General features: G+C 69.7%; 16 protein-coding genes. 12 read left to right on the top strand and 4 right to left on the bottom strand.

From position 1 onward, the window contains the following. Positions 1 to 15: 15 nt before the first annotated feature. Positions 16 to 1,107, bottom strand: coding sequence for a substrate-binding domain-containing protein (locus tag IE246_RS10460; protein WP_229836881.1), 1,092 nt, complete (start codon positions 1,105 to 1,107; stop codon positions 16 to 18). A gap of 219 nt (positions 1,108 to 1,326) precedes the next feature. Between IE246_RS10460 and IE246_RS10455 the strand changes: the two genes are divergently transcribed. Next, positions 1,327 to 2,571 (top strand): ROK family transcriptional regulator, encoded by a 1,245-nt coding sequence (locus IE246_RS10455; RefSeq protein WP_189989120.1) that lies wholly within the window; start codon positions 1,327 to 1,329, stop codon positions 2,569 to 2,571. A gap of 34 nt (positions 2,572 to 2,605) precedes the next feature. Continuing rightward, positions 2,606 to 3,373: an SDR family NAD(P)-dependent oxidoreductase gene (locus IE246_RS10450; protein WP_189989118.1), complete on the top strand. Its 768-nt coding sequence runs from the start codon at positions 2,606 to 2,608 to the stop codon at positions 3,371 to 3,373. A gap of 12 nt (positions 3,374 to 3,385) precedes the next feature. Here IE246_RS10450 and IE246_RS10445 read toward each other — a convergent pair whose 3' ends face one another. Both IE246_RS10445 and IE246_RS10440 read right to left on the bottom strand, forming a co-directional pair. Further along, complete coding sequence (locus IE246_RS10445; RefSeq protein WP_189989115.1) at positions 3,386 to 3,718, bottom strand: STAS domain-containing protein; 333 nt, start codon at positions 3,716 to 3,718, stop codon at positions 3,386 to 3,388. Between the two features lie 26 nt (positions 3,719 to 3,744). Beyond that, a complete protein-coding gene (locus IE246_RS10440) occupies positions 3,745 to 4,158 on the bottom strand; it encodes an ATP-binding protein (protein WP_189989114.1) in 414 nt (137 codons plus the stop codon). A 126-nt stretch (positions 4,159 to 4,284) separates the two neighbouring features. Here IE246_RS10440 and IE246_RS10435 point away from each other — a divergent pair, with 126 nt between their 5' ends. The 3 genes from IE246_RS10435 to IE246_RS10425 all read left to right on the top strand — a co-directional run bounded on the left by IE246_RS10435 (position 4,285) and on the right by IE246_RS10425 (position 7,744). Then, positions 4,285 to 5,406: a hypothetical protein gene (locus IE246_RS10435; protein ID WP_189989112.1), complete on the top strand. Its 1,122-nt coding sequence runs from the start codon at positions 4,285 to 4,287 to the stop codon at positions 5,404 to 5,406. A 66-nt stretch (positions 5,407 to 5,472) separates the two neighbouring features. Further along, a complete protein-coding gene (locus IE246_RS10430) occupies positions 5,473 to 6,588 on the top strand; it encodes a hypothetical protein (protein WP_189989110.1) in 1,116 nt (371 codons plus the stop codon). Between the two features lie 79 nt (positions 6,589 to 6,667). Beyond that, positions 6,668 to 7,744 (top strand): tartrate dehydrogenase, encoded by a 1,077-nt coding sequence (locus IE246_RS10425; protein WP_189989108.1) that lies wholly within the window; start codon positions 6,668 to 6,670, stop codon positions 7,742 to 7,744. Positions 7,745 to 7,862: 118 nt separating this feature from the next. Here the strand turns inward: IE246_RS10425 and IE246_RS10420 are convergent, their stop codons facing one another. Next, entirely contained in the window at positions 7,863 to 9,221 is a 1,359-nt protein-coding gene (locus tag IE246_RS10420; RefSeq protein ID WP_189989106.1) for an MFS transporter, read from the bottom strand. 358 nt (positions 9,222 to 9,579) lie between these two features. On the opposite strand from IE246_RS10420, the gene urtA reads away from it, so the two are divergent. The 7 genes from urtA to pobA all read left to right on the top strand — a co-directional run bounded on the left by urtA (position 9,580) and on the right by pobA (position 17,316). Next, on the top strand, positions 9,580 to 10,848 hold the full coding sequence (urtA, locus tag IE246_RS10415) for an urea ABC transporter substrate-binding protein (protein WP_189989620.1): 1,269 nt from the start codon (positions 9,580 to 9,582) through the stop codon (positions 10,846 to 10,848). A 225-nt stretch (positions 10,849 to 11,073) separates the two neighbouring features. Then, positions 11,074 to 12,696 (top strand): urea ABC transporter permease subunit UrtB, encoded by a 1,623-nt coding sequence (gene urtB, locus IE246_RS10410; RefSeq protein ID WP_189989105.1) that lies wholly within the window; start codon positions 11,074 to 11,076, stop codon positions 12,694 to 12,696. Positions 12,697 to 12,701: 5 nt separating this feature from the next. Continuing rightward, positions 12,702 to 13,850: an urea ABC transporter permease subunit UrtC gene (gene urtC, locus IE246_RS10405; RefSeq protein WP_229836879.1), complete on the top strand. Its 1,149-nt coding sequence runs from the start codon at positions 12,702 to 12,704 to the stop codon at positions 13,848 to 13,850. Positions 13,851 to 13,854: 4 nt separating this feature from the next. Continuing rightward, positions 13,855 to 14,604, top strand: a complete 750-nt coding sequence (gene urtD, locus IE246_RS10400; protein WP_189989103.1) for an urea ABC transporter ATP-binding protein UrtD — start codon at positions 13,855 to 13,857, stop codon at positions 14,602 to 14,604. A gap of 3 nt (positions 14,605 to 14,607) precedes the next feature. Next, the gene (urtE, locus tag IE246_RS10395; RefSeq protein WP_189989101.1) at positions 14,608 to 15,303 is read left to right on the top strand and encodes an urea ABC transporter ATP-binding subunit UrtE; all 696 of its coding nucleotides are present in this window, start codon (positions 14,608 to 14,610) and stop codon (positions 15,301 to 15,303) included. Positions 15,304 to 15,533: 230 nt separating this feature from the next. Beyond that, positions 15,534 to 16,082: a MarR family winged helix-turn-helix transcriptional regulator gene (locus IE246_RS10390; protein WP_189989100.1), complete on the top strand. Its 549-nt coding sequence runs from the start codon at positions 15,534 to 15,536 to the stop codon at positions 16,080 to 16,082. A 61-nt stretch (positions 16,083 to 16,143) separates the two neighbouring features. Beyond that, on the top strand, positions 16,144 to 17,316 hold the full coding sequence (gene pobA / locus IE246_RS10385) for a 4-hydroxybenzoate 3-monooxygenase (protein WP_189989097.1): 1,173 nt from the start codon (positions 16,144 to 16,146) through the stop codon (positions 17,314 to 17,316). Positions 17,317 to 17,353: the final 37 nt, after the last annotated feature.

The following is a 17,353-nucleotide window of genomic DNA, read 5'->3' as shown; positions in this document are numbered from 1 at the left end:
CCCGCCCGTGCCGCTTCAATTTTCGAAGCGCTTGCCGACCTGATCGACGCCTTCCTTGGTCACCAGCTGGGCGCGGGTGTCCAGGTTGGCGGCCGCGATGCCGCGGTCGATCTGCAGGTACAGCTGCATGACCGGCCAGAAGCCCTGCAGGAACGGCTGCTGGCCGAGCGAACCGTCGAGCGCGCCGGTGCGGATCTGCTCCTGCTGGGCCGGGCCCAGGTCGAAGCCGTAGGAGCACACCTTGTCGCCTATCTTGAGCTGGGCGATGGCGTCGCCGAGCGCCGGGGTGACGAAGCCGTTGGCCGCGAACGCGCCGACCACGTCGCCGCGCGACTCGATCAGGCTGGTGATCGAGCCGACGATGTTCTTGGCGTCGACGTCCACGCCGATGTTCTCGGGGCCAGCGTCGACCTTGAAGTTGCCGAGCTTGCCGGCGTCGTTCAGCGCCTTCACGGTCGCCTCGAAGGCGGCGGTGATGCGGTTGTTGACCTCGACGTTCCCGAGCGTTGTGGTGTTCGGGAAGATGATGGTGCCGCCGGAGGCGCCGGAGTCGAGCACGCACCTGGCGAGCGCCTCGCCGCCGATCGCCGCCGCCGAGGCGTCCTGGCCGGTGTGGCTGATCCGGCTGCGGTGCGCCAGCGTCGGGTCGAACGAGTTGGTGGTCGCCACCGGCACGCCGCGCTTCAGCATGGTGTTGACGATGTCGTTGTAGGCGCCGGCCTGCGGCGTGGTGATGATCAGCCCGTCGATGGTCGGGTCCTGGATCACCTGGTTGATGATCTCGATCTGCCGCGGGATGTCGTCGACCGGGGCTTCCGAGCCGAGCATCAGCAGGTTGATGCCGAACGCGTCGGCCGCGACCTTGGCGCCGACATAGGTCGGGTCGAAGAAGCCGTTGCCGGCGGTGTGGGTGATGATCGCGAAGGTCAGCCGGCCGTCCTTGGAGTGGAAGTCCTTGGTGCCCGGCGCCTCCTTGGCGGCGTCCTCGAAGGAATAGCCGCCGACCGCCTTGTCGAGCGCGCCGGTCTGCGCTATCGCCGGTGCGGCGAAGGCGAGGGGAACCGCGATCGCGGCGGCGGCTGCGGCCGACATCGTCTTCGGTGTCATGTGCAATCCTCCCTGAAGTGTCGGGCGCCGATGTCGCGCGGCGCCGCGGCTTTGGCCGATTTATTTGTATGGTGAACTAATATCCCGCCCGGCCTGGGTGCGGTCAACCGGATATCGCGTCCAGATTGCGGAATCCTGGCCAATCCCGGTTGTCCGCGGTTTGATTAAATGTGAATAATGAAATAAATTGAACCGACGATCATTCTTCCGGCCACCGCGATGACCGTTCCGACCCGCACCACCGTCAAGGACACCAACCGGGCGCGGCTGATCCGCCAGCTGCGGCGCCATGGCCCGATGGCGCGGGTCGCGCTGGCCCGGCGCACGCGGTTGAGCGCCGGCGCGGTGTCGGCGATCACCGGCGAGCTCATCGACGAGGGGATCCTGTGCGAGCTGGCGGCGCCGGCGCCGGCCCCGGCGGAGGGGGCGGCGGGTCCGCGCGGACGGCCACCGGTGGAGCTCGGCCTGAACCCGGATCACGCACGGGTCGCGGCGGTCTCGATCCGCATGAACCTGATCGAGGGCGTGGTCGCCGATTTCTCGGGTCGGGCGATCGCCCGCCATGCGGTCGTCTGCCAGACCCGCTCGCTCGACGCGGCCGGCGTGATCGAACGCTGTGCCCAGGCCATCGACGGCGCACTCGAGCGCGCCCCCGGGCCGGGGCCCCGGGCGATCGGGCTGGCGGCCCAGGGCATGGTCGACCCGGGCACCGGGCGGCAGCTCTGGAGCCCGGTGCTGCGGACCGGCAGCATGGACCTGGCGGCGCCGGTCGCGGCCCGGTTCGGGGTGCCGGTGCTGGTCGAGAACGACGCGGCGGCCACCTCGCTGGCGGTGGTGCGCGATCAGCCCGACCTGCAGCGCGGCCTGGTGGCGGTGCTGATGCTCGGGCACGGCGTCGGCATGGGCCTGCTGCGCGACGGCGGCGCGTTTCCCGGCAGCCGGGGCTTCTCGTCGGAGATCGGCCACGTCCGGCGGCTGCCGGGCGGCGCGCAGTGCCGGTGCGGCCAGCGCGGCTGCATCGAGGCCTACCTGGCGGACTACGCCCTGTACCGCGACGGTCGCAGCCTGGCCGACCTGCCGCACACCGATTCCCAGCAGCCGACCGAGGACCACATGGTCGAGCTGGCCCGGCGCGCCGAGGCCGGCGAGCCCGGGCTGCTGGCGCTGTACCAGGAGGCCGGGGTGGCGCTGGCGGACGCGATCTCGATCGTCGGCTCGGTGCTGGCCCCCCGTCGGATCGTCGTCACCGGCTCGGGACTGCGCGCGTTCCGGCTGATGGAGCCGACGTTCCGGTCGGCGCTGGCCCGGGCGTTTGCCCCGGGGCTGGTGCCCGAGCGCGACGTGCTGTTCGTTCCCGGCGGGGCCGAGCGGATCACCGCGGGGATGGCGCATCTGGCGCTCGAGGCGGTCGACGCGGGCCTTGCCGAGCGCCCGGATCGTCAGGTCTTCTCGGCCGCCGGATGAGCGGGCCGGTCGAGTTCATGAAAGGAGATCAGCGATGGCGAACGGAGCCGTTTACCCGAGCCTGAAGGACCGGGTCGTCCTGGTGACCGGTGGGGCCGGCGGAATCGGCGAATCCATCGTCGAGCACTTCTGCCGCCAGCACGCCCGCGTGGGATTTCTCGACTATGACCGGCCGGGCGCCGAGGCGCTGGTCGCTCGCATGGCGGCGGCCGGGCTGCCGGCGCCGGCGTTCGAGCATTGCGACCTGCGGGACATCGAGGCCCTGCGCCGCGCCATCGCGGCGATCCGCGACCGGCTCGGGCCGATCGCCGTGCTGGTCAACAACGCGGCCCACGACGAGCGCCACGACATCGACTCGGTCACGCCGGAATACTGGGACGATCGCATGGCGGTGAACCTGCGGCACCAGTTCTTCGCGGCCCAGGCGGTCTGGAAGGACATGGCCGGCGCCGGCGGCGGCGCCATCGTGAACCTCGGCTCGGTCACCTGGATGGTCGGGCAGGGCGGCATGCCGGGCTATTCGGCGGCGAAATCGGCGGTCGTCGGCCTGACCCGGTCGCTGGCCCGCGATCTCGGCCCGCACAACATCCGGGTCAACTCGGTGCTGCCGGGCTGGATCATGACCAAGCGGCAGGTCGAGAAATGGCTGACTCCGGAAGGCGAGGCCGACCTGATGCGCAACCAGTGCCTGAAGCGCAAGCTGGTCCCGGACGACGTCGCGCGAGTGGTGGTGTTCTTCGCCTCCGACGAGGCGTCGGCCTGCACCAACCAGAACTATGTGGTCGACGGCGGCTGGGTGTAGCGCCGCCGGCGCTCACACCCGCGACACGGCCTCGTCGCGGTCGGCGCACACCGTCAGCACGTTGACGAACCCGCTGATCTCGAACACCTCGCGGACGTGGTCGGTCAGCGAGTGCAGGGCCAGCGCACCGCCGTTCGCCTTGACGCGCTTGGCGACCACCAGGAACACGCGGAGCCCGGCGCTGGACAGGTAGTCCAGCCCGGCGGCGTCGACCACGATGCGCGGCCGGCCGGCCTCGATCTGCTCCAGGATCTTGGCCTCGGTGTCCGCCGCGTTGGTGCTGTCCAGCCGTCCGGTCAGCACGACGACGGCCAAATCCCCCTGACTCTCGATGGACATCGTCATGATACAGCTACCTCTTGTCGGTCAGTTCAGAGTTTCTTCGTCAGGATCAGGTGGTTGGCGCCACGGCGCCGAACGTAGCTCAGCCCGTCCAGGAATGTCTTGGCGAAATGCACCCCGAGGCCGCCGACGGCCCGGTCTTCGACGTCGGCGGTGAGATCGGGCGGCGCGACCTCGAGCGTCGGGTCGAAGGCCACGCCGCGGTGCGTGATCTCCATGACGAGGCTGTCCGGCTCGCGCCGCAGCGTCACCACGATACGGCGGCCGGGCTCCGCGCCGCCGTACTCGATCGCGTTGGTGATCAGTTCGTCGGCCGCGAGATTGACATGATGGGCCGCCTTCTCGGACACGCCGTTGCGGGCCGCGAATTCGTCCACGGCCTGCGCCAGTCGGCGGATTTCGGAGAGCTTGCTGGCGAGTCGAAGTGTCCTGGTCGGTATCATCGTGCCGGGTTGCGCAGCCTTGGACGCGGACCCGTCATGTTTGAGCCCGGCGACACGCTCTGATCGTTTATATATATCCTGGCCGTCGGAAGCGAGGGTCGCTCGCAGGTCGAGGATGGACCGGACATGGGCGGGACCAGAGCGGATCGGACACGGGCGTCGATCGATGCGATCGACCGGCAGATCCTGCGGATCGGAGCGGAGCGGGCTTGGCTGTCCGGCGACGACGTGGCGCGGCTCTCGGCGATGCTCGGGGTTCACTCGGCCGCCGTTCGCAACGCCCGTTCCGACATGTTGACGATCCGGGGACCGATCTGGCGGTCGATGGAGGCGGTGTCGAAGCACCTCGTGGACCGCCTCTGTCCGCTGGTGCTCGACCGGTTCGACGCGCTGCTGCCCGCCGGCGACAAGCACCATGGCCATCGGCAGCCCGGCGAGACGTCGGTCATCGACTACGCCGAAACCGTCGCCGCGGTGTTCGCATGGGAGACGAGTGTCGGAAAGCACGTGCTGCTGCGGGCCGCGATCAAGAAGCGGCTGGCGCGGGTGGCGGCGGCCTGCGTCGTGCGGATCGAGAGCCATCTCGGGTTCGAGAACGATGCCGACATTCCGGATTTCCGGCGGCTCGGGCGCGAGATCCTGCGCGCCGAAGTGGCCGAATGGGCGTTCCGGCTGGCCGGCGCGCCGGAGCATTCCGAGGCGATCGCGCTGCGTGCGGGCCGGGTCGCCCGGCAGTCGGTGACCTGGGCGGCCCGGGTGTTCGAGCGCTTCAGGAGGGATCCCGACGAGCTCAGCCACTTCGACGCGGTCGCCACGGTGGCGGCGGTCGACGAACTGCTTCTGGTGATCCTGCACGTCCACGAGAGCGACCAGGTGGAAAGAGAGGCGGGCAGCCATCCGTTCGTCCTCACCATCGGCGAGCAGGCCCTGCAGGACTTCGTCGCGGGCCTGTCGCACATGACCGCCCGCTACCTGCAGATCGCCGAACAGAACCTCCTGGAAGGCGGGGCGCCCGGGGCGTTCGTGATGTCGGTGCTGCAGGTTCTGGAGCGCGTTCTCAGGGTCGAGAGGGTCCTGCAGCCGGTGCTCGCGACCCTGGGGATCGAGCTGGACCATGCGGCGACGGTGAAGCGGATGCTGGCGATGCGGAGCAGATTGCTGGCCGTGCTCGGGACCCCGCGCGCCTCCCGCGATCACGCCGCCCGGCTCGAGGCGATCGACAGGGCGCTCCCCGTGGTTGGGTCCTGACCGGACGGAGCAGTCGTGCCATGCTGATGCCGCGCACCGCGTTTCGATCCACCGTGGGGGAAAAGGGTGACGCTCGACGAGCGTAGGCGGACGTCCCTGGAGACGATCGAGCGGCAGATCCTGTCGGTCCGGCCGGACCATGCCGCCCTGACCGCCGACGGGCTCGACCGGCTGCGCGCCATGGTGACGGCGCATGCGGACGCGGTGCATCTGGGCCGGATCGAGGCGCCGGCCTCGCGGGGCCATGCCGAGCGGTCCGCGAAGGCCGTGTCGGATCATCTGGTCGCGGCGGTCTGCCCGGTGCTGCTGGCACGGTTCTGCGCGCTGCTGCCGATCGTCGGCGGCGAGACGCCCGGCCGGTCCGCCGACGAGGCTTCGGCCACCGACTATGCCGACGCTATCGCAGCCGTGTTCAGCTGGGAGAGCGCCGCGGGGTCGGATACCCGGTTGCGGGCCGCCATCCAGGACCGGCTGGCCGCGATCACAAGGACCTGCCGGCTCCGGATCGAGCAGCACCTGCGGGTCGGCAGCGACCAGGACTTTCCGGACGTCCGGCTGCTGGCCCGCGATATCCTGCGGGTGGAGGCCGTGGAGTGGGCCGTGTCGGTCGCCGGCGGCGTCTCGCGGGCCGCGGATCTGAGGCATCTCGCGCATCGCGCCGCGCGCCAGGCCGTGCAGTGGGCCGGACGGGTGTTCGACCGCTTCAAGGCGGCGCCGGACGAGTTCACCCACTTCGACGCCGTCGCCACGCTGTCGGCCGTGGACGACCTCCTGGTGGTGATCCTGCGCGTACTTGAAAGCGACCGCGACGACCGCCTCGCCGGCAGCCATCCGTTCGTGCTGACGCTCGGCGAGCAGGCGTTGCAGGACTTCGTCGACGGACTGGAGCGCATGACCGGGCGGTATCTTGACATCGCCGAGACCAACCTGCTGGCGGACGGGGCGGCCGGCGCCTTCGTGCTGTCCGTTCTGCAGCTGCTGCGTCGGGTCCTGCGGCTCGAGCATGCCCTGCTGGTCTCGGTCGATATCCTGGAGGTCCGGCTGAACCACGAAGCGACGCTGAAGCGCATGGTGGCATTGCGCGACTGGCTGCGGGCCTCGCTGGCTCAGCCGGGCGCCCCGAAGGGCCATGCCGTCCGCCTGGCCGAGATCGAGGCGGCACTCGCCGACATCGGCGCCTGATCGCCGCTTCCCGCGCCGGCGATTTCCGCTAGTGTCCGGCGACGCTGCGCAGCGCCCCGCCATTCCTCAGGAGACCACCATGAAGACCTATCGCATCGCCAGCATTCCCGGAGACGGCATCGGCCCCGAAGTGATCACGGCAGGCGTCGAGGTGCTGCGGGCGGTGGCGGAGCGGGATGGCGGCTTCCATCTCGACGTCGAGACCTTCCCCTGGGGCGCCGACTACTACCGTGCGCACGGCGTGATGATGCCGGAGGACGGAGTCGACACCCTGCGCGGATTCGACGCGATCTACTTCGGCTCGGCCGGCGACCCGCACGTGCCCGACCACATCACGCTGTGGGGGCTGCGGCTGAGGATCTGCCAGACCCTCGACCAGTACGCCAACGTCCGGCCGTCGCGGCTGCTGCCGGGCATCGACGGCCCGTTGAAGGGCGTCGGGCCGGACCAGCTCGACTGGGTGATCGTGCGGGAGAACTCGGAAGGCGAGTATTCCGGGGCCGGGGGCCGAGTGCACCAGGGCCTGCCGGAGGAGGTCGGGCTCGACGTGGCGATCTTCACGCGCGCCGGCGTCGAGCGCATCCAGCGCTTCGCCTTCGAGCTGGCGCGCAGCCGGCCGCGCAAGCTGCTGACCCTGGTCACCAAGTCGAACGCCCAGCGCCACGGCATGGTGTTCTGGGACGCGGTGTTCGACAGCATCAAGGGCGACTATCCGGACGTCACCACCGACAAGATGCTGGTCGACGCCATGACCACCCGCATGGTGCTCAAGCCGGAGAGCCTGGACACCATCGTCGCCACCAACCTGCACGCCGACGTGCTGTCCGACCTGGCGGCGGCGCTGTCCGGCTCCCTCGGCATCGCGCCGACCGGCAACCTGCGGCCGGAACGCGACTTTCCGTCGATGTTCGAGCCGATCCACGGCTCCGCCTTCGACATCATGGGCAAGGGCATCGCCGACCCGATCGGTTCGTTCTGGAGTGCGGCGATGATGCTGGAGCACCTGGGCGAGCCGGCGGCCGCGCAACGCCTGATGACCGCGGTCGAGCGGGTGACGGCGGCGGGCCAGGTGATGCCGCGCGACCTCGGCGGCACCGCCACGACCCGCGAGGTCACCGACGCGGTGCTGGCGGCCCTGAAGCTCGAGAACGCCTGACCGGAGCCCGGCCGGCCGAACCGCCGGCCGTCGCCGGCCGGACACTGCCTCTCGAACTGATGGCCGACGCCTCGCGTCGGAGTCGTCCCGCCGCCGCAGCCGATGGGAGTCCCGATCGTCAGCGGATCAGCGACCACGCTCCGGCGACGGTCCCCAGGGTGACGGCGCCGGTGGCGATGAACAGCGTGCCGTAGCCCCCGCCGCTTGCGAGCAGGGTGCTGGCAAGCGCGATACCCATGGTCCCGCCGAGCATCTGGATGGTCAGGTTGGCGCCGCCGGCCTGACCCCGGAGCTCCGCCGGGGCGGCGCTCATCAGCGCCCGGCGCGACGTGACCGCCAGGAACGGCAAGGTCGCCCCCCAGGCCGGCAGGATCCAGGCGATCGCCTTGTAGTCGCCCTGCTGCATGACGATCCCGGCCAGGATCAGCGCCCCGCCGTTCAGGACCAACCCGGCCAGCAGCGGCAGCCGGGAGCCGAACCGGTCGGCGGCGTGGCCCGCCAGGACCGAGGTGACCAGGGTCGGCAGGATCGCGGTGGCGACCATCGCCCCGGCCGCGACCGGCGGCAGGCCCGGCACCGCCTGCAGGTATTGGACGACGAACACGAAGGTGATCATCTTGCTGGCCTGGAACACGAAGAACACGAGATTCCCGCCGTTGAACGCCCGGGCGCGGAACAGCCCGAGCTGAAAGATCGGGGCGGCCACGCGGGCCTCGACCCGGAAGAAGGCGACCAGCGAGACGATCCCGAGGGCCAGCAGGGTCTGGGTCCCGAAGGCCGTCCAGCCCCAGTCGTCGCTTTGCATCAAGGCCACGACCAGCGCCGTCAATCCGACCGTCAGGGTCGCGACGCCGGGCAGGTCGAGCGGTCCGGCGGAGCCCGGTGCCGCGGCGGCATTCTCGGTCTCCTCAGGCTCGCCGGCCACGATCGCGGCGACGACCAGAACCAGCACCGGCAGCGGGTTGATCCAGAAGATCCAGCGCCAGTTCAGGGCCTCGGTCAGCAACCCGCCGAGGAACGGGCCGCCGGCCATGAAGACGGCGGCGACGGTGGTCTGCACGCCGAAGGCGACGCCGCGACGCTCGGGAGGATAGGCCCGGGTCACCATGGCCAGGGCGGCCGGAAACATCAGGGCGGTTCCGACGCCTTGCAGTGCCCGCGCGCCGATCAGGAACGACCCGTTCCCGGACAGTGCCGCGACCACGGAGGCGCACGCAAAGACCGCGGCTCCGAGGACGAACAGCCGCCGGTGCCCGAGGACGTCGCCCAGCCGTCCGCCGATCGCGACCAGGCAGGCCAGCGTCAGCAGGTAGGCGTTCACCACCCAATGGGCCGCGGCCGCGGACAGGTCGAGCTCCGATCGGATGGTCGGCAGGGCCGCACCGACGATGGTTTCGTCCAGCACCGACAGCCCGAGGGCGCCGGACGCCGCCGCCAGGGTCAGCCAGGGACGCGGGCCGTGGCGAGCTTGCGGCATGATGCGGTCCCTCTCTCGCGGTCCGTGCCGATCCGGCCGGGCCGGTGTTGTCCGGCGTTCGGTCGATCATCCTAAGCGCCAAACGATCGTGGCCGTCTGCGTCGAGCCGTCTACTGGCGCCATCGACAACGGCCTTGTTGCGCATTTTTGTCGCCTTTGCCTATTTCGGCGCCATTTCGCAGTGCGGCATTCATCAGACAAATTCACGCGATCGATCCCGATTCAATGCGCGATAACAGCGAGCTAGTTCCTCTCAAAGTCACGGGCACACCTCTTGCAGTGCACACTTCGCACGGGCCGGGGGCTGCCCGTGACTCAACAGAGGAGGCGGGGAGTGAAAGCACACTTCCACACGAAACTGGCAGCGGCGGCCGTCGCGGCGGGAACGCTTTTCGGTGCGCATGCGGTGTCGGCGGCGGAGACCATCAAGGTCGGTGTCCTGCATTCGTTGTCGGGGACCATGGCGATCAGCGAGACCACGCTGAAGGACGCCATGCTGATGCTGATCGAGCAGCAGAACGCCAAGGGCGGGCTGCTCGGCAAGAAGCTCGAGCCGGTGGTCGTCGACCCGGCGTCGAACTGGCCGCTGTTCGCCGAGAAGGCCCGTGAACTGATCGCCGGCCAGAAGGTGGCCGCGGTGTTCGGCTGCTGGACCAGCGTGTCGCGCAAGTCGGTGCTGCCGGTGTTCGAGGAACTGAACAGCATCCTGTTCTACCCGGTGCAGTACGAGGGCGAGGAGAGCCAGCGCAACGTGTTCTACACCGGTGCGGCGCCGAACCAGCAGGCGATCCCGGCGGTCGACTATCTGCGCGACGTCGAGGGCGTGAAGCGCTGGGTGCTGGCCGGGACGGACTACGTGTACCCGCGCACGACCAACAAGATCCTCGAGCAGTATCTCAAGGACAGCGGCGTGCCGGCCGAAGACATCATGATCAACTACACGCCGTTCGGGCATTCCGATTGGCAGACCATCGTCGCCGAGATCAAGAAGTTCGGCTCGGCCGGCAAGAAGACGGCGGTGGTGTCGACGATCAACGGCGACGCCAACGTGCCGTTCTACAAGGAACTGGCGAACCAGGGCATCAAGGCCGAAGACATTCCGGTGGTGGCGTTCTCGGTCGGCGAGGAGGAACTCGCCGGCATCGACACCGGTCCGCTGGTCGGCCACCTCGCAGCGTGGAACTACTTCATGTCCGTGGACGCGCCGGAGAACGCCGCGTTCATCAAGGACTGGCAGGCGTTCACGAAGAACGACAAGCGGGTCAGCAACGACCCGATGGAGGCCCACTACATCGGCTTCAACATGTGGGTGAAGGCGGTCGAGGTGGCGGGCACCACCGACCCGGACAAGGTCATCGACGCCCTGATCGGTGTGACCGTGCCGAACCTGACCGGCGGCTACTCGGCGATGATGCCGAACCACCACATCACCAAGCCGGTGCTGATCGGCGAGATCCAGGACAACGGCCAGTTCGACGTGGTCTGGAAGACCCCGGGCCTGGTGCCGGGCGACGCCTGGTCGGACTTCCTGCCGGACTCCAAGCCGCTGATCGCCGACTGGCGCAAGCCGATGTCGTGCGGAAACTTCAACACCGCGACCGGCAAGTGCGGCGGCAAGGGCAGCTGACGCCGGTCGCCGTCTGACGGTTCCGCGTCCCGGGGCGTCCAGCCCGCCCCGGGGCCGGACGCCAGTCGCTTCCGCCGGGTGCATGGGTCCCGGCTCTCCGCGGCTTTGCCGCTGCGGCCGGGATGAGGATCGAGGGTGGTTCCCTGTACCCCCTCATCCCGGCCGTAGAGCCGGGACCCATGCATCGGCCCGCGACTCCCCGAAGTCGGCCAAGGAGACTTGCCGATGTCATTCTGGACGAATGCCCGGCGCGCGGTTCTCGCCGTCAGCGTACTGCTCGCCCTCCAGGCCGCCGCGCTGGCGGACGTCAACACGATCCGCGCCAGGGTCGAGGCCCTGGCCACCGCCGACTTCGCCGCCAAGGAAGCCATCGTCTCCGAGCTCGCGGCCATGGGCGACGCGACGGCGGTGCCGGCCCTGCGTGCGTTCGGCGACGGCGACCTGCAGCTCCGCAAGTCGGACGGCAAGGTCGTCATCGCGGTGCGCGACGGCAAGCTCTACAGGGCCAGCGACCCGATCACCGGCGAGGACCTCGGCGAGGTCGACCGCAAGCTGCTCGACAAGATCCGGGTCAACAACAACCTGCGCCGGGCGGTCCGGGCGGCGATCGGCTCGCTGACCCTGCTGTCGAAGGATCCCGGGGTGCGCCGGCAGGCCGCCGAATCCGTGCTCAAGAGCCGCGACCCGGGCGCGATCGATACCCTCGACGAGGCGATCGCCGCCGAGACCGTGCCGGCCATACGCCGGCTGCTGGAGCAGGCGAAGGCCGCGGCGGTCCTGCAGACCGATCGTCCGGAGGCCGAGAAGCTGGCCGCCGTCCGGGTGATCGCCGAGCGCGGCGACCAGGAGGCCAAGGATATCCTGGCGGCGGTCGCGGCTTCGGCCGAGGGCGACGTGAAGACGGCTGCGGCCAAGGCGATCGCGCTGATCGAGCAGACCCTGGCGATGTGGGCGGCGGTCCAGAACGTCTGGTACGGCCTGTCGCTCGGCTCGGTGCTGCTGCTGGCCGCGATCGGCCTCGCCATCACCTTCGGGGTGATGGGGGTCATCAACATGGCGCACGGCGAGATGGTGATGATCGGCGCCTACGTCACCTTCATGGTGCAGGAACTGATCCGGACCTCGGCGCCGTGGCTGTTCGACGTCTCGCTGGTGATCGCCCTGCCGCTGGCCTTCCTGACCGCCGGGGCGGTCGGGGTGGCGATCGAGCGCGGCATCATCCGCTGGCTGTACGGCCGGCCGCTGGAGACGCTGCTGGCCACCTGGGGGCTGTCGCTGATCCTGCAGCAGGCCGTGCGCTCACTGTTCGGCCCGACCAACCGCGAGGTCGGCGCGCCGAGCTGGATGAGCGGCGCCTTCGACCTCGGCGGCCTGACCCTGACCTACGGGCGGGTCTGGATCATCGTGTTCGCGATCGCGGTGTTCGCCCTGCTGGTGGTGGTGCTGAAGCGCACCGCGTTCGGCCTGCAGATGCGCGCCGTGACCCAGAACCGCCGGATGGCAAGCTCCATGGGTATCCGCACCACCTGGGTCGACGCCCTGACCTTCGGCCTCGGCTCCGGGGTCGCCGGGGTCGCCGGGGTGGCGCTGTCGCAGATCGACAACGTCAGCCCGAACCTCGGCCAGTCCTACATCATCGACAGCTTCATGGTCGTGGTTTTCGGCGGCGTCGGGAACCTGTGGGGCACCCTGGTCGGGGCGCTGACCCTCGGGGTCGTGAACAAGTTCCTCGAGCCCTATGCCGGCGCCGTGCTGGGCAAGATCCTGGTGCTGGTGTTCATCATCCTGTTCATCCAGAAGCGCCCGCGCGGCATGTTCGCGCTCAAGGGCCGGGCGGTGGAGTCGTGAGAACCATGCCGCTCGGGCCCATGTTCCTCGGTCTGGGGCGCACCGGGGTCGTGTTCCTGGCCGCGCTGGCGGTCGCCGCGGTGGCGGTGCCGGTGCTCAACCTGGCGGTCCCGCCGCAGTCGGCATGGCACGTGCCGACCACGACCGTCGTGCTGTTCGGCAAGTACCTCTGTTACGCGCTGCTGGCGCTGTCGATCGATCTGGTCTGGGGCTACTGCGGGATCCTCAGCCTCGGCCACGGCGCGTTCTTCGCGCTCGGCGGCTACGCCATCGGCATGCACCTGATGCGCGAGATCGGCAGCCGCGGCGTCTACGGGAATCCGGAGCTGCCGGACTTCATGGTGTTCCTGAACTGGAAGGAGCTGCCCTGGTACTGGTACGGCTTCGACCATCTCTGGTTCGCGGTGCTGATGGTGCTGCTGGTACCTGGCCTGCTGGCCTTCGTGTTCGGCGCCTTCGCGTTCCGCTCGCGGGTCACCGGCGTCTACCTGTCGATCATCACCCAGGCGATGACCTTCGCCCTGATGCTGGCGTTCTTCCGCAACGACATGGGGTTCGGCGGCAACAACGGCCTGACCGACTTCAAGGACGTGCTGGGGATCGACCTGCAGAAGGACTCGACGCGGGCCGGCCTGTTCGCGCTGTCGGCGCTCGCGCTGGGCGCGGGCTTCCTGGTGTGCCGGGCGATCGTGTCCAGCAAGCTCGGCAAGGTGCTGGTGGCGGTGCGCGACGCCGAGAGCCGGACCCGGTTCATCGGCTACCGGGTCGAGCACTACAAACTGTTCGTGTTCACCGTTTCGGCGATGATGGCCGGCGTCGCCGGGGCGCTGTACGTGCCGCAGGTCGGCATCATCAATCCCAGCGAGTTCGCGCCGGCCAACTCGATCGAGGCGGTGATCTGGGTGGCGGTCGGCGGCCGCGGCACCCTGGTCGGCGCGGCCCTCGGCGCGGTAGTGGTCAACATCGGCAAGAGCTGGTTCACCGGCGCCCTGCCGGAACTCTGGCTGTTCGCGCTCGGCGGGCTGTTCGTGTTCGTGACCCTGTTCCTGCCGAAAGGCCTGCTCGGCGTGCTCCGGCCGCGGGCGGCGAAGCCGGCGCCGGCGCTCGACGACGAGCCCGCGGTGCGGGTGTCGGAACAGCGGGCGGCGGAGTAAGACGATGACCGAGCTTGCGAACTCCCTGCTGTACCTCGACGGCGTCACCGTCAGCTTCGACGGGTTCCGGGCGCTCAACAACCTGTCGCTGGTGGTCGGCCACGGCGAGATGCGGGCGATCATCGGCCCGAACGGCGCCGGCAAGACCACCATGATGGACGTGATCACCGGCAAGACCCGGCCGGACAAGGGCGACGTCCTGTTCCACGGCGCGCACGACCTCACGAGGCTGGACGAGGCAGCGATCGCCGAGCTCGGCATCGGCCGCAAGTTCCAGCGCCCGACGGTGTTCGAGAGCCACACCGTGCTCGACAACATCGTGCTGGCGCTGGAGGGGCCGCGCGGCGTGTTCTCCAGCCTGTTCGCCCGGCTGACCGGGCCGCAGCGCGACCGCATCGACGAGGTGCTGGACACCATCCGGCTCGGCGAGCGGCGCAACGAGCTGGCGGGCTCGCTGTCGCACGGCCAGAAGCAGTGGCTGGAGATCGGCATGCTGCTGGCCCAGGACCCGGCGCTGCTGCTGGTCGACGAGCCGGCGGCCGGCATGACCGACGCCGAGACGGCGGAGACCGCCGTGCTGCTGCGGCGGATCGCCGAGACCCATTCGGTGGTGGTGGTGGAGCACGACATGACCTTCGTGCGCGACCTCGGCGTGCGGGTGACGGTGCTGCACGAGGGCTCGGTCCTGGCCGAGGGCTCGCTCGACCAGGTCAGCGCCGACGAGCGCGTCATCGAAGTCTACTTGGGGCGTTGAGCCATGCTGGAAGCGGAACGGATCGACCTGCACTACGGCGCCGCCCAGGCGCTGTGGGGCGTCAGCCTGACGGCCGAGACCGGCAAGGTGACCTGCGTGCTGGGCCGCAACGGCGTCGGCAAGTCCAGCCTGCTGCGCGGCATCGTCGGCCACCACCCGATCAGCGGCGGCACCCTGCGCTGGGAGGGCGAGGACCTCGGCACCCTGCCGCCGTTCGAGCGGGCCCGGCGCGGCATCGCCTACGTGCCGCAGGGCCGCGAGATCTTCCCGCTGCTGACGGTGTGCGAGAACCTGCAGACCGGCTTCGCCGCCTTGCCGCGGAACCAGCGCAGCATGCCGGGCACGCTGTTCGAGCTGTTCCCGGTGCTCGAGCAGATGATGGATCGGCGCGGCGGCGACCTGTCCGGCGGCCAGCAGCAGCAGCTCGCCATCGCCCGGGCCCTGGTGACCCGGCCGCGGCTGCTGATCCTCGACGAGCCGACCGAGGGCATCCAGCCGTCGATCATCAAGGACATCGGCAACGCCATCCGGTTCCTGCGCTCGACCGGCGAGATGGCGATCCTGCTGGTCGAGCAGTACCTGGAGTTCGCCCAGGAGCTGGCCGATACGGTGCTGGTGCTGGACCGGGGCAGGGTGGTCGCCTCGGGCGATCCGCGCGGCGCGCTCGGCGCCGAGCTCGAGCGGCACATGGCGGTGTGAGCCCGGCTAGCGTGGGATACGGTCGATCGCCGGCGTTCCCGACCGTTTCAGTTGACATCGCAACTCGTCACCGCGTAGCCTGAGTTGATGTCGCAACTCATTGGTCGATGACCGCAGCCGTCGCCGCCGGACCCGCTGAACCGGGACAGCCCGTGACGGGGGACGCGCTGGCGGTCGGAGGCCGGGATCCGCGGGACTTTCGCGAGACACGATGCCTGGATGGCGGTCCGATGAACGAACAAGATCCGGCACGCCGGCCGACGGCGAGACGGGCCGTCTGCCCGGAGGGGCGGCTGTCCAATCCGACCAGGGACAAGGACGGGCGGCCGGTCATCGACGTGACCGCGTACATCCCGTACTTCCTGACCTCGGTGACCAACGCGCTGTCGCGCGGCGCCTCGCAGCTCTACCTGGAGACCTTCGGCGTCGGCATCGTCGAGTGGCGGGCGATGGCGACCCTGGCGAGCGAGCCGCGCATCCCGGCCGCCCGCATCTGCGAGCTGGTGGCGCTCGACAAGGCGGCCACAAGCCGGGCGCTGGCCCGTCTGCACGAGCTCGGATACCTCGGCTTCGAGGCGCCGGAGCCGGATCCCCGCAAGAAGGTCTGGTGGCTGAACGACGAGGGCTACCGCCTGCACGACCGGATCCTGGCGGTCGCCCTGGAGCGCGAGCGCCGGCTTATCGACGGCGTCGATCCCGAGGATCTGGAGACCTTTCTCCGGGTCATGCGGATCATGCGCCGGAACGTCGACGGAATCGCCTCGGACCGAGGGAAGTGAAACAGGACGTGGGGCCGGCCGAAAGAAGCTCCGCGCCACGCAGCGACGGGAGCGAAGCGACATGAAGACCAAGGTGGGCATCATCGGGGCCGGGCCGTCCGGCCTGCTGTTGAGCCAGATCCTGCATCTGGCCGGCATCGACAGCGTGGTGCTGGAGCGCAAGTCCCGCGACTACGTGCTGAGCCGGATTCGTGCCGGCGTGCTCGAGCAGGGGCTCGCCGACATGCTGCGGGCCGCCGAGGTCGGCAAGCGCATGGATGCCGAGGGCCTGGTCCACGAGGGCGTCAACCTGGCTTTCGACGGCCGTCTCGAACGGCTCGACCTGGCCGGGCTGACCGGCGGCAAGACCGTCATGGTCTACGGCCAGACCGAGGTCACGCACGACCTGTACGAAGCGCGCGACGCCATGGGCGGGACCGTGATCCACGAGGCCGACGACGTCACCCCGCATGGCCTCGACACCGACCGCCCATACCTGACCTGGACCAAGGGCGGCGAGGCGTTCCGGGTCGACTGCGACTTCGTCGCCGCCTGCGACGGGTTCCACGGCGTCGGCCGCCAGTCGATCCCGAAGGACCGGCTCGTCGAGCACGAGAAGGTCTACCCGTTCGGCTGGCTCGGCGTGCTGTCGCGCACCAGGCCGGTCGACCACGAGCTGATCTACGCCAACCACGAGCGCGGCTTCGCGCTGTGCTCGATGCGGTCCGACGTGCTCAGCCGATACTATGTCCAGGTGCCGCTCGACACCGACATCGGGCAGTGGAGCGACGACCGGTTTTGGGAGGAGCTGAAGCGCCGGCTGCCTCAGGAGGTCGCCGCGCGGCTGGAGACCGGCCCGTCGATCGAGAAGTCGATCGCGCCGCTGCGCAGCTTCGTGGCGGAGCCGCTCAGCTACGGCCGGCTGTTCCTGGCCGGCGACGCCGGGCACATCGTGCCGCCGACCGGCGCCAAGGGGCTGAACCTGGCGGCCTCCGACGTGCACTATCTCAGCCGGGCGCTGATCGCCCACTACCACGAGGGCGACGAGAGCGCGCTGCGCGCCTATTCCGAGAAGGCGCTGCGGCGGATCTGGAAGGCCGAGCGGTTCTCGTGGTCGATGACCATGCTGCTGCACAGGTTCCCGGCCGAGGGCTCGTTCGGGCAGCGCATCCAGCACGCCGAGCTCGACTACCTGTTCGGCTCGAAGGCGGCGATGACCGCGATGGCGGAGAACTACGTGGGCCTGCCGTACTGATCCTTCGCGGCCCGCCGCTGCATGGGTCCCGGATCGT

This window comes from Thalassobaculum fulvum (assembly GCF_014652915.1).
GTDB lineage: Bacteria > Pseudomonadota > Alphaproteobacteria > Thalassobaculales > Thalassobaculaceae > Thalassobaculum_A > Thalassobaculum_A fulvum.
This window is presented reverse-complemented; position numbering and strand designations above follow the sequence as displayed.